The sequence below is a fragment of the Runella limosa DSM 17973 genome (assembly GCF_000482465.1).
Taxonomy (GTDB): domain Bacteria; phylum Bacteroidota; class Bacteroidia; order Cytophagales; family Spirosomataceae; genus Runella; species Runella limosa.
Window position 1 is genome coordinate 149,243 of record NZ_AXVJ01000040.1, and the last position, 13,025, is coordinate 162,267.

A 13,025-nucleotide genomic window follows, 5' to 3' on the forward strand; every position below is an offset into this window, starting at 1 on the left:
ACATCGCAAACCTAATCGTATGAAATTTTTCTACACCCTCTTTATTCACCTCATTTTGGGTGGCTGGATGGCCCTTTTTGCCCAACAACTTGACATGGATGCCCTTAAAGCGTACCCGTTTCCCAACGAGCTCACCGCTGCCGCCACAGGTTCTCGCATTGCTTGGGCTTTTAACGAACAAGGTCAACGCAACATTTACGTCGCCGAAGGACCAACGTTTACCGCTCGTCGCCTCACTAATTATCTCCAAGACGATGGGCAAGAGCTCAGTAGTGTAGCGATTTCACCCGACGGAAAATGGGTTATTTATCTTCGCGGGGGCGACCACGGTTCCAACTGGAACGACGACCTCCCCGTCAACCCGAGCTTTCATCCCGTACCTACCAAAGTCCAAGTGTGGAGTATTCCTTTTTCGGGAGGTGAGCCCAAATCGCTTGGCGAAGGCGAAAACCCTGTCATTTCTCCCAAAAGTGATAAGGTAGCTTACAGTAAAGGTGGACAAATTTATACCGTACCCATCGACGGTGCCGCACCTGCTACAGTTCTTTTTACGGCCCGTGGTACCAATAGTTCCCCCGTTTGGTCGCCCGACGGTAGCCGCATTGCCTTCCAATCCAACCGCACCGACCACCAGTTTATTGGTGTCTATACCGATGCCCAAACGCCTATTCGGTGGATTGACCCGCAATTCAAGCGTGACCAATCGCCGCGCTGGTCGCCCGACGGGCAGAAATTAGCGTTTGTTCGCACCAACGGTCTCGGCGGAAAACCAGATTCAATTTTGGCCCGTCGCCCAAATCTGTGGTCGATTCTTACTTTTGATTTTGCTACGGGTAAAACAACGCCCATCTGGACATCGCCCAAGCGCCTGAACGGCACCTTGCCCACCACCCACGGTACTACCAATTTGCACTGGGCGGCCAACCGCATTGTCTTTTTGTCGTATCACGACGGTTGGCCACATTTGTACTCGTTGGCCGAGTCAGGAGGTGCGCCCATCTTACTCACTCCTGGCAGTTTTATGTGTGAACACATTCAACTGAGTTCTGACAAAAAAACGCTGTTATTTACGGCCAATGCAGGTACTGACCCGCTCGACATCGACCGCCGCCACGTGGTAAAAGTCTCCGTTGACCGCGCCGATATGCAAGTCGTTACTCCAGGCTCAGGCTTGGAATGGTCGCCTATTTTAACAGGCGATGGCGCAGCAATAGCATTCATTGGCGCTACCTCTCAACGCCCACCTATGCCCCACGTACTTACTACCTCTCCCTCAGCTACTCCTCAGCTACTCGCGACCGACAAACTTCCAGCCCAATATCCTGCTTCGGCGTTGGTGACACCCAAACAAGTTACCTTCAAAACCCCCGACGGCTTTACCGTTCATGGACAGCTTTTTGAAAAAGCAGGAAGTCCTTCCAAAAAACCAGCCATTGTTTATATCCACGGCGGGCCACCTCGCCAAATGCTCCTTGGTTGGCACTATTCCGACTACTATGCCAACGCCTACGCCATGAATCAGTACTTGGCGAGTTTGGGATTTGTGGTTCTTTCGGTCAATTATCGTTTGGGAATCGGGTACGGATTTGAGTTTCATAATCCCAAAAATGGGGGCGGTTATGGTGCTTCGGAATACACTGACATCAAGGCCGCAGGTGAGTGGCTTGCGAAACAAAATCAAGTCGATTCTAAACGAATTGGGGTGTATGGTGGCTCGTACGGTGGATTTCTGACGGCAATGGCTTTGGGCAAAGATTCGCAGTTTTTTGCCGCGGGCGTGGATGTTCACGGTGTACATGACCGCACCATTGAGCGTACGCGTAACATGGTACTTCCCGACCAATACGACCGCGCACCCGATGCCCAATATGCCCTCGAAGTGGCTTGGAAATCATCACCCATTGCTTATATGGATACCTGGAAATCGCCCGTACTTATTATTCACGGCGACGACGACCGCAATGTACGCTTTAGCCAAAGCACTGACCTTGTTCGCCGATTAGAAGACAAAAACATTTACCACGAAACCCTAGTGATTGTGGATGATACCCATCATTTTATGAAACACCAAAATCAGGTCAACGTCAACAAAGCCATTGCGGCCTTCTTTTTGAAGAAATTGTAAGTTGTAACCTAGACTTACCAAGTTTTAAAAACTTGGTAAGTCTGTTACTCTTTCAGCCATCGGCTTATTTTTTGACCATCAAAGGGGCTTCCAGCATCCAAGTATCGTCCTTCTGTATCCAATAAAACCAACAATGGGCGTTTAGTAGTAAAAATAGCTTCTAGGACATCTCCTAGTAGATAATCAGCATAAAAATGATGTTCACTGACCTTACTGAGTGGATAGCTACGCAAAGCACCCTTCCAACTTTCAAAACGATTTTTGGAGCAAAGCGTAGCCAACTGAACATTTCTGTGTGTTATTTTTTGTCCTAACGTTCCGAATGCAGCAAGTGCCGCTTGACAGCTATCCTCCCACGTATTCCAAAGTAATAACAAGGTTTTCTTCCCCAAAAGGCGTTGAAGCGTCATCGATGTGCTATCTTGGTCAAAGACAGGTAAGTGAGGAATCTGAGCTCCCCGTACCATTCGTAGATTCTTCCAATACCGCATTTTAATATTGGGCAAATGTTTTGACTGCGGAAAGTCTCGCTCAAAACGTTCAATGAAAGACCCTTTCTCTGACTCCGATGTCCAAAAGCCTTTTTCTGTTAAAGCCAAATTCAGAATTTCCTCCCGCGTCGTGGGTAAGTTAGTGAGGGCTTTGTCTGTGTCATTATAAAAATCCATCATTTTTGAGGGCTCCTTATGCAAAAGTTCATCTACCACGTACTTTTCTCCCAAAAATGACAACAGTGCCCTTCGGTAGTTGGGTGACATCCACGCGTCTTCATGCGGAACAATGTATAATTTCAATCGGGGAGTGAGACCTTCTTGGTATTTTTTGGGACTACTCTCCACTTGTCGTATTCTTTGCAAGTCATCAAACATATCATCTGTCCAATCTTTGGTTACATTGTAAAAAGCGGCTCGATGATAATACTGGCTTTCGATAGCCGCTTGAATAAACGCATTTTGAGTCTCGTCTATACTACTTTGGAAGCCCTGATATTCCGCCCACTGTCGATCGGCAATGTCACGCATAAGATTCCTGTATATTTCTTCTGAAACATTCCGCATCAATGGCCGCCGCTGCAACGAATCCTGCTCCAACAGTAGGTATTTTTGAAGAAAGCGATTGACCTCAACCGTTGCCCCTTTGCCTTCAAAAACCAACCGCCCTTTTCTTTCCAAACATACAAGTGTATCATTAGGGGTCAGGAATACATTTTGCATTGTTAGAGTCGTTTCACTTTTAAAATAACTGATGAACACCAAACTAGCCTTCTTCATCTGTTGAAATTGGTACGTTACTAAATACCCTGTCGAATCCACTGTTCGGAGGACAACGGCCGTTTTCCCTTCCTGTACCACAACAATCCTCTGAACACCTTGGCTGTTGGGAACACTCACCATTCTCCCATTTTTCTCAGGAGTTTCTAACCGAATTTTCACTATCGATACTTGCGCTTTCAGCTCCACCCTCAAAAATGCCATTAAAACCGCCAACAAGACAAACTTCTCCCTCATATAAAACCTGTGTTTAGTTAAAAAACGATAAATAATTGCTGGTTTTTCCTCTAATTGTTCATTAAAAATCAATATAACACTATTTTTTGAATAGGTTATTATTCTACACAAACTTGAATTATAAGACATATATTATCTAGTGTCATTTTCAATTTTAGCAAAATTTACTCTCTTACAAATCTTTCCTACTTCATATTTCATCTGCTTTCGCTTCATTTTGTACAATATTCTACACTTTAACTACTAATTAATCCATCTGCTCTTACAATTTGCAAAATATGCAACTTTTTTTTGCAAAAAATGCCATATATTTTTACTCACTAAAAGGCATATTTTGGCAAGTAAAATCCAGAATATTACACCCAACGCGAAACTTTGTTTGTTACATTTTGAGCAATACAGTAAAAAATATGCCTAAAACTCAGTCAAATTAAACGACACTAATATACTTTCTTAGCCAATTCTCTTCTTTTGTTATACTATTTATACCAAAAAACAGCCACATTCATCAAACCATAATATTTTATCATAAATGCAAGTAAGGTGAAAATAAAAAGACATATAGTTCATAAAATTATTAAATTATACCTATATATATTAACACTTTTTTTATAAAACAATAGAGTAGTTTACCTAGTTTTGTCCCTTGTATAAGGTGATAGTTTATATCTTTAACCTATTTTCCACCCTAAACGCTGCTCACACCAGCACAGAATTCTAACTTGTATGAAAAGAAAACTACAACCACACCGGCGGGTTGTTAGGATGGCACGAAATTCTTCGGCGCCCCTCCTATTGTCTCTCTCCTGCCTCCATTTCGCTTATGCAGCTCCTGTAGCAGGAGTGCCAACGCGGAATCACGCCATTCTTGTTGAAGCCACTGCGGTGGACAAGGCCATCACTGGTAAAATTGTGGACGAAACCAACAGCCCTCTTCCAGGGGTTAGTATCGTCATTAAAGGAAGTCAAAAAGGAACTGTAACTGACGCAAACGGTCAGTTCCGTCTTGATGTACCTGAAAAAGCAACATTGGTTCTCTCTTTTGTTGGTTATGAGCCACAAGAGGTAGTAGTGGGCAACCAAAATGTGCTTAACCTGACCATGAAAGTGGACAGCAAAGTACTTGAAGAAATCGTCGTTATCGGTTATGGTACTTTGAAGAAATCTGACTTAACAGGTGCCGTAGGTTCGGTAAAAGCCGAACAACTCATGGAGCGTCCTGCGCCTTCGTTGACGCAAGCCCTTTCGGGACGTATGCCAGGGGTACAAGTAAACACTAACTCTGGTCGTCCAGGTGGTCGTACTACGATTCGTGTGCGTGGTTTTAGCTCTATCAACTCGTCAAACAACCCACTTTATGTAGTGGACGGGGTGATGCTTCCACAAGGAAACCAAAACCAATTTAGCTCGGCAATTGACTACATCAACCCGAACGACATCGTGTCGGTAGAAGTATTGAAAGATGCTTCTTCTACGGCGATTTACGGGGCACGTGGCGCCAACGGGGTTATCTTGGTAACTACCAAAAAAGGAAAAGCAGGTGAAGGTACTGTTACCTACAATGCTGATTTCAGCGTAAATACCATCGGGCCAAACCGTCCACAAGTACTCAACGCCAAAGAATACCTTGCCGTTGAAGATTTGGCATGGGCAAACATGGCTAAGTATGACCCAACAGGTTGGGCAGCGGGTAAATGGGCATACTTAAACCCTAAACTCCGCCGCACTGACCCACGTATTTTTGACAGCAACGGTAACCCACTTTACGATACCGATTGGTTCAAAGAAACGTCACAAAATAGCCTTTCTCAAAACCATCAGTTGGGTTTCAGCGGTGGTAACGAGCGCACGCAGTACTCATTCTCATTGGGTTACCGCGACGACCAAGGACTTCTCAAAACTTCGTACATGAAGCGTTATTCTGGACGTTTTACCATCGACGATCAAATCAAAAAATGGTTGAAAGTAGGAGGTACATTGAGCTACAATAACCAAAGCGAAAACATTGTCGATCAAGGTGATGCCGTAGCTCGTCAGATTGTGGAAGACTTCCCGTTCATGCCTACTAAATACGCTGACGGAACGTATGCCAACAACCGCGATTATCCTTATGCAGAAGGAACAATGAGCTCTTTGCACCGTTTGATGGGCCGTACTTACATCTTAAATACCCAAACAACGGTAGGAAGTATGTACTCAAACATCAACCTTGCTAAAGGTCTTGAGATGCGTACCGTATTTGGTATCAACGTTCAAACGCAAGAAAACAACCAGTCGCAAACGCGTACGCTCAACATCGGTGGTAACGGTAACGCCTCTACCAGCAACCGTAAAGAGAGTTTCTGGTCGTTGGAAAACTACTTGACGTACAACAAACAGTTTGGCGACAAGCACTCATTGACTGCCCTTTTGGGGATTTCGTGGCAAGAAACGAACCTCTTTAGCATGAGTGCTAGTATTAACAACTTTGCAACAGACTACTTCCTTTACAACAACTTAGGTGCAGGTGCAACTAACCCTGGAGTAGGTTCAGGAGCATCTCGTTTTGCGTTTAACTCGTACTTTGGACGTATCAACTATTCATTGGCCAACAAATACTTGGTAACAGTGACTGGACGTGCCGACGGTTCATCTAAGTTCGGGGAAAACCACAAATTTGCCTTCTTCCCATCAGGAGCGTTGGCATGGCGTGTGTCTGAAGAAGAGTTCTTGAAAAACAACTCGTTTATTTCTAATTTGAAATTACGTACTAGCTTCGGTTTGACAGGTAACTCAGAAATCCCAGCTTACTCTTCATTGTCTCTTTTGAGCTCTAACTATGCTACTATCTATAACGACTCACGTGTGTCGGGTACAGGTATTTCTCGTTTGGCTAACCCAGACTTACGTTGGGAAAAAACGGCTCAAGCTGACGTAGGTGCAGAGATTTCTCTTTTCAAAGGTAAAGTGACACTCGAAGCTGACTACTACTATCGTAAGACAACTGACATGCTTTTGGATGCTCCAGTACCACGTACAAGCGGTTACGGAACAATCCGTAAAAACGTTGGTTCGATGCAAAATAAAGGGTTTGAACTTGGTATAAACACTGTAAACATCGACCGTGGTGGATTCCAGTGGAATACAACTTTCAACATTTCATTTAACCGCAACAAAGTGCTTTCGTTGGCAACACCTTCAGACATTTTCAACGTAGGTGGTCCTAACTTTACTAACCCAACCAACGTAATTCGTATCGGCGAGCCAGTAGGTTCGTTCTGGGGACTTACTCGTTTGGGCGTATGGAGCGAGTCAGAGCGCGAAGAAGCGGCTAAATACACTAGCTACCGTAACGGTTTGACGATTCTTCCTGGTGACATCAAGTACCTTGACGTAAACGGTGACAAAGCCATTACTGACGCTGACCGTAGCATCATCGGAAATGGTAGCCCTAAATCATGGGGTGCGATGACAAACACGTTCCGTTACAATAACTTCGACCTTACACTTGAGCTTCAGTTCTCGTACGGAAACGATGTTATGATGATGAACCTTCACGCAAGTGAAGACCGTCAAGCATTGGCAAACAGCTACTCTTCGGTATTGGGCGCATGGACTCCACAAAACCAAAACTCGATGATTGCTGAAATCCGTGATACACGTGCAGGTTACGTAACTAACGTTGACTCATGGTGGATCAAAGATGGTTCGTTCCTTCGTGGTAGAAACCTCTTGTTGGGCTACACAGTTCCTAGCCACGTAACAAGCAAATTGAAGTTGAGCCGTCTAAGAGTGTATGCTACTACCCAAAACTTCTTCTTGGCATTGAAAGACAAGATTGTTGGTGACCCAGAAGTTACTCCAACCAACCAAGGAGACGGTAACAGTGCTTTCTCACAAGGGATGATTTGGCACAACTACCCTAAACCTACTACTTACATGTTGGGTATTCAGGTTGGGTTCTAATTCACACTCTTTCACTTAAATTGAACATTATCATGCAACTAAACATTATAAAGAACCTAGGAAAAGCCGCACTTATCGGAGCCGTTCTCATCGGACCTTCGAGCTGTACGGATTTCTTGAGCGAACAAGCGCCGTCTAACCTTACTCCCGACAACTTTTATACCATTCCAGACCACGCAGAAGCAGCTTTAGCCTCGGTATATGCTGACTTGCGTTTCATGGGCGATGGTGCGGGTATCTTCTCGTCAAACTGGCAATTATTAGAAGCCATGACAGGAACTTCAACCACCGAAACAGCGCAAAACTCTGACTTGAACAACCTTTACGGGTTGGTTCACGACGGAAACACCGCGCACGTTGTCAACTATTGGAACGGTTTGTACAAAGTAATTGCGCAAGCTAACCAAGTAATTGATAAAGTACCTGGTATCACAATCATGCCCGATGCACAGAAAAATAAGGTATTGGGAGAAGCTCGCTTCTTGAGAGCTTCTGCTTACTTCACGGCTGTACGTTTGTGGGGTGATATTCCATTGGTAACAAAACCTCAAACAGCAAGCTCGGAAGATTTCCAACCAAGTCGTGCACCACAAGAATCAATTTACAAGCTTATTGTAGATGACCTTGTAGCAGCAGAAGGTGCTGGTTTGGCTTGGATGGATGCAAGCGGACGCGCTAACTTAGCGGCGGTAAAAGCACAGTTGGCACGCGTATATCTGACAATGGCTGGCTTCCCACTTAGCAAAGGGGCGTCTCACTATAAACTAGCGGCAGACAAAGCGTTGGAAGTAATCACTTACGCCAATGCAAACCCTGGAACGATTAACCTCTTCCCTACATACGAGGACGTTCACAAGGAAAGCACAAAGAACCGTATTGAGCACCTTTTCATGCTTCAATACAACACGTCGGTAGCTGGTAACCCAATGGACAATATGTTCCCCAACTTCAAACCTGTAACCTACAACGGTCCATCAGGAACAGGAAGTACGGTACCAACTTCGTTCTTCTACAAGTCGTATGAAGCAGGTGACTTGCGTGCCAAAGACCAAGAAGGGTATTTCTATACTACGTATTTTACCAACGGTAATGGAGCTCGTTTCGACTTGGGTGCCCCTTATATCTTCAAGCACTTCAACCGTACGGCAAACGGAACTTCTGGTACAGCAGGTACTCGTCAAAACAACTTGAACGTGCCTCAAATCCGCTACGCCGAAGTATTGTTGATCTTTGCTGAAGCTCAAAACGAACTAGGAGCGCCTACACAAGCTGCTTATGATGCCTTCAAACGTATCAGAGATCGTGCCCAGCTTACTACTCCTGCAATTGGTACTTATACGCAAACAACATTCCGCGAGGCGGTTTGGAGAGAGCGTTGGCACGAGTTGTGCTATGAGCAAATCACATGGTTTGACATGGTACGTCTTCGTAAAGTATATAACGAGAAGACAAACGGTTTCGACAACTTCGTTGGTCACGTAAACCTAAGCTCGAACCAAGCTTTGCAAGAAAAACACTTGTTGTTGCCGTTAGGACGTCAAGAAATGCTTAACAACCCTAACTTGAAACCACAAAACCCAGGTTATCCTAACTAGGAATCTGGTGAACTTCCCGAAAGTTAAAAACTTTCGGGAAGTTGTTGAAAAGCTCCAATCGTCAAAATGATTGGAGCTTTTTTTATGGGCAGTTATTCAATCACACATTGGGTAAACACGCTAGTTTTCCAATCCATCTTCCAGCCTTTCAAAGGTCTAGGCTTACGAGATAGGTTCAGAAGCAGCGGTTTTTCAGTGTATTTGGTGGGCATAAAACGTCGTACAAAATTGCTAGACGATCCATCAATCAATTTCATTTTGACGTTGGTCCAATTAAATTCAACAAACTGTAGAAACTGCTCCATGTTGCGCTGAATCGTCGCATCGCCATCGTATCGGTACGCAGTTATGTACGATGAAGTTTCGTTGGAAGCCGTAAATGTCGTGTGTGATTCTAGGTAATTATTGCCCGTAAAATTCTTAAACTCATACCTTTCTCCCGCCTGAACGGTCGCTTCGTCCGTCAATTGTTTTTGGTTAACAAACCAATTAAAGCGCCACAGAATATCCGTCGCTTGGCACTTATCAACAATAAACCCATTGTACAACAACTCGGTATTTTTAAACCTATTTTCTCGACTTTCAAAAATTCCGCGACTGTCACTGTCTTGCGTGATACTTCCAATTTTAGCATTTCCCATCGCAAAAATTACCCCTGAGCCTCTCCCAATGTGTAATTTATCAATCATCAAATCAGCATTCAATGGCTGAACATAATTGCGTTTGGCAGGAATATGACTAATGAACGTCCCCACTCGGTGCCTGCCATCGGGTACATTGGAAAACCCAAAGTAGTAGCCGTCGCCGTGGAGTTTGATGCGAACATCTGTTTCGATGGAATCAAATACAGCTCCCGTAATGCCTTTGTTGAGCCACAAACCCGTTATATCGCTGATGGACGACTCACTCATAAACACTTTATTGGTGTTCTGAATCTGCATTTTCTTTACCCGAAAACTACTCTTCGGGCTTTTAAATGACGTCCACGTATGTTTAGAACCAACCCACGACAGGTTTTTTCGTAGCATGGTTGGGTACGCTTTTTCATCGGCTACCGCAGGCTTTCTAAGCACACCATCCATCACGTAGTTGTCAATCAGTACGTTATTGACTGCCTGGGTGTATAAAATCAACGAACAAGGGTATTTGGCGTACAAGTTTTTGATGTAGAGAGTGTCTTTTCGCTTATGAACTTGCGGATCTACTTGGTTCTCAAAGGTGAAGGTATAAAACGATTTTTCAATCGGCGCGTCGCCCCAAGGTTCATTGTCTTGCAGTGCATACAACGAATCGATCACCACCGAACGATGTGCTCCTTTAACGTTGAACCCCCACACTGCAAATCCATCATTCTGGATATTGAGCCCGTTATAACCATTGATTTCTCGAAATGCTTTTACCAAAATACGACGGTATCCTTCGTCCCGCTCATCGTTATGAGTGACAATGTTCACGCCACACATCGGCATATTTTGAATGGTCAACGAGCCAATTTCCAAACGAGAAGCGGCACGATTAGACGGGGCTACAATGGTCAAAAAAGCATTGCCTCCTTCGTTCAAAGGTTGCGCAATTTGCGATTTTTTTACATTGCCATCCAAAAAAACAGCCCCTGAAAGCGTAAGTTCGGTAATATCTTGCAGTTCAAGAACACGCACTTGCTTCAATCCACTTTGTGCTTGCAGGGTCGTATTTTGAAAATGGAAACGTAATCGCTGCGGCGACCACAGCGCATCGGGTGTAAGCGTAAGCTGGGCAATTACATAGACTTTAGTCCCAAAGTTTACCCGTTCGCTCACTTTCACCGCTTCCAACAAAGCACCGTTGATTGTTGCCATCGACTTGTCCAAAAACCAGTCAATGTGCACTCCTGCCCTGGGGTCAAATTGACGTTTGAACCGTCCCTGCACTGCTCGGTTAGTACTTTCCAGCACCGTTCCTCCGTTGGCAGGCGAGGCTTTATCACTAGGGTCGTAGCGCCATTCTCCTTCTTTGCCCACATCGGTCACTAAATATGTTTTTTTAGGGGAAGGATTTTTCAGAGAAAGCAAAGCACGCAACGTAGTTTGTTCGGTCTGTGCCCATCCTTTTAAAGTTGATAACTCAAAGAGGAATACTCCAAACACAGCAATAGCATATTTCAACATTGTGGAAGTCTTTTCTTTTAAAAACTCCAAAATGCCAAAAAATTATCTGTAAACGAGAAAAAAGATGGGAATGAATAAATTTACCAACCAAATATTTCGACGGCAGCGTACATGACGAGGCATATTCCGATGGTGGTAAGCGAATACATGACGCCATTAAACGAGTGGCCCGTCATATATAAAATATACTGAAGAATAAATCCGCCGCCCAAAATGGCCGCCCCTACTGCACCAACTATCAAGCCTTTCTTTCGGCGCTTGGCGTAATATTCTTCTTTTTCAGCAACAGAATTAAAAGTTTTCATTGTATTTAGGTTTAGAAATACACAATTAAATCTAATTTTTATACAAATAAAATGATTTCTATCAATTCTATTCCTTCCAAATTGGAATGGCAGATAGTTAGTGTCGAGTGCAGAGGGTAGAATGTCGAATAGATTTTTTATTCGACATTCTACCCTCTGCACTAAACCCTAGATTCTTGCCAGCTTCACTGGATACGTCTGTTTGGCATTCCATTGACAGATATAGATATTTTCGTCATTGTCGATACACACATCGTGGCAGTGCATCAAAATCCCGTCAACCGCCGCTTTGTCTTGCACCATCAATTGAAGTTGTCCGTTACGGTATTCGGGTTTTGTCCCCCCAGGATTTGAAATCACTTTGTCGTTTTTATCCAAAATTGTCACAAAACCCGAGTTAGGAGTTTGGTTTAAATACCGCAAACGCGACCAGCATACCCCTGCATACAATGTATCGCCATGAATTACGGGGCGACACACATAAGCTCCTGGCAAAAAGATGGTTGACAAATATTTCCCATCAAGTGTAAAACGTTTGAAGGCATTATGCGCGCGCGAAGTAATCAACAACGTCGGGTTCGATTTATTGCGATAATCGACGGTGATTCCATGAGCGGTCGAAAATTGTCCATCTTCATCGCCCGAGCCTCCAAATTTCCGAATAAACTCGCCTTTTGAGGTATATTGCAAAATCCACTGCGAGCCGTATCCGTCTGCGACGTAGATGTCGCCCGTTGGGCCGACGGCCGTTTCGGTAGGCAAAAACTTATCTTCTGGTTTGTATGCTCCCACTTTTGATGGGTGCTCGATGGTCATCAAAACTTTCCCTTTCAAGTCGGTTTTGGTCACTTTTCCAGAGTTAGGATCACAGATAAACAAAAATTCTTCGCCGTTGGCATTCCACAGCGTAAGGCCGTGCCCACCAGGGTATTCGTGCCCCCAGCTTTCTAGTAGCTTACCCGAACGGTCGTACACCAAAATATTATTTTTGGTCTCATCCGTTACCATAATAAGCCTTCCTTTACTGTCCATGACCATTTCATGGCAGTTTTTAACGGGAAATTGCGCGGCATCAAGTTTACCCCATCCTGCCTGAATTTTGTAGCGGTGGCTACCGTGGCCAACAATGTCACCGTCGGCGGCACTGGCCATAGAAGAATTTGATAAAATCGAAGGAGCGAGCAACGTAGTTGCGGTTGCTTTCATAAAATCGCGACGTGAGCTAGAAAGGTTCATGTGTGTAACGTCTCTTAAATAGTTATCAAAGGGTTTTGTCCTATAAGTGGTTTCGTTTTCGTTTTTACTAGGTCTTTTTCAAAGTCCTTTCTTTCAGTTCGTTAAAAACTTACGTTTCCGCTTAATCAAAAAACAACTTCTGCCGACCGAAACTCAGAAGAAGT

7 protein-coding genes are annotated in these 13,025 nt (G+C 44.3%); 3 read left to right on the top strand and 4 right to left on the bottom strand.

Annotation, left to right across the window (positions count from 1 at the left end; translation table 11 throughout):
• Window positions 1–19: 19 nt before the first annotated feature.
• Window positions 20–2,125, top strand: a complete 2,106-nt coding sequence (locus K339_RS0102335; protein WP_028522168.1) for a S9 family peptidase — start codon at window positions 20–22, stop codon at window positions 2,123–2,125.
• Window positions 2,126–2,169: 44 nt separating this feature from the next.
• Here the strand turns inward: K339_RS0102335 and K339_RS0102340 are convergent, their stop codons facing one another.
• Window positions 2,170–3,633, bottom strand: a complete 1,464-nt coding sequence (locus tag K339_RS0102340; RefSeq protein ID WP_028522169.1) for a redoxin domain-containing protein — start codon at window positions 3,631–3,633, stop codon at window positions 2,170–2,172.
• Window positions 3,634–4,398: 765 nt separating this feature from the next.
• On the opposite strand from K339_RS0102340, the gene K339_RS0102345 reads away from it, so the two are divergent.
• Window positions 4,399–7,578: a SusC/RagA family TonB-linked outer membrane protein gene (locus K339_RS0102345; protein WP_157607451.1), complete on the top strand. Its 3,180-nt coding sequence runs from the start codon at window positions 4,399–4,401 to the stop codon at window positions 7,576–7,578.
• A 32-nt stretch (window positions 7,579–7,610) separates the two neighbouring features.
• A complete protein-coding gene (locus K339_RS0102350) occupies window positions 7,611–9,173 on the top strand; it encodes a RagB/SusD family nutrient uptake outer membrane protein (protein ID WP_028522171.1) in 1,563 nt (520 codons plus the stop codon).
• A gap of 92 nt (window positions 9,174–9,265) precedes the next feature.
• Here the strand turns inward: K339_RS0102350 and K339_RS0102355 are convergent, their stop codons facing one another.
• The 3 genes from K339_RS0102355 to K339_RS0102365 form a co-directional block, all read right to left on the bottom strand.
• Window positions 9,266–11,320, bottom strand: coding sequence for a putative phage tail protein (locus K339_RS0102355; RefSeq protein ID WP_028522172.1), 2,055 nt, complete (start codon window positions 11,318–11,320; stop codon window positions 9,266–9,268).
• 80 nt (window positions 11,321–11,400) lie between these two features.
• Window positions 11,401–11,625: a hypothetical protein gene (locus tag K339_RS0102360; protein WP_028522173.1), complete on the bottom strand. Its 225-nt coding sequence runs from the start codon at window positions 11,623–11,625 to the stop codon at window positions 11,401–11,403.
• A 168-nt stretch (window positions 11,626–11,793) separates the two neighbouring features.
• Window positions 11,794–12,861, bottom strand: coding sequence for an NHL repeat-containing protein (locus tag K339_RS0102365; protein WP_028522174.1), 1,068 nt, complete (start codon window positions 12,859–12,861; stop codon window positions 11,794–11,796).
• Window positions 12,862–13,025 lie beyond the last annotated feature (164 nt).

What these genes read in the sequence shown, in the direction of transcription:
- K339_RS0102355 (WP_028522172.1), bottom strand. Translation starts at nt 11,320, where the DNA reads ATGTTGAAATATGCTATTGCTGTGTTTGGAGTATTCCTCTTTGAGTTA.
- K339_RS0102335 (WP_028522168.1), top strand. Translation starts at nt 20, where the DNA reads ATGAAATTTTTCTACACCCTCTTTATTCACCTCATTTTGGGTGGCTGG.
- K339_RS0102365 (WP_028522174.1), bottom strand. Translation starts at nt 12,861, where the DNA reads ATGAACCTTTCTAGCTCACGTCGCGATTTTATGAAAGCAACCGCAACT.
- K339_RS0102345 (WP_157607451.1), top strand. Translation starts at nt 4,399, where the DNA reads ATGGCACGAAATTCTTCGGCGCCCCTCCTATTGTCTCTCTCCTGCCTC.
- K339_RS0102360 (WP_028522173.1), bottom strand. Translation starts at nt 11,625, where the DNA reads ATGAAAACTTTTAATTCTGTTGCTGAAAAAGAAGAATATTACGCCAAG.
- K339_RS0102350 (WP_028522171.1), top strand. Translation starts at nt 7,611, where the DNA reads ATGCAACTAAACATTATAAAGAACCTAGGAAAAGCCGCACTTATCGGA.
- K339_RS0102340 (WP_028522169.1), bottom strand. Translation starts at nt 3,633, where the DNA reads ATGAGGGAGAAGTTTGTCTTGTTGGCGGTTTTAATGGCATTTTTGAGG.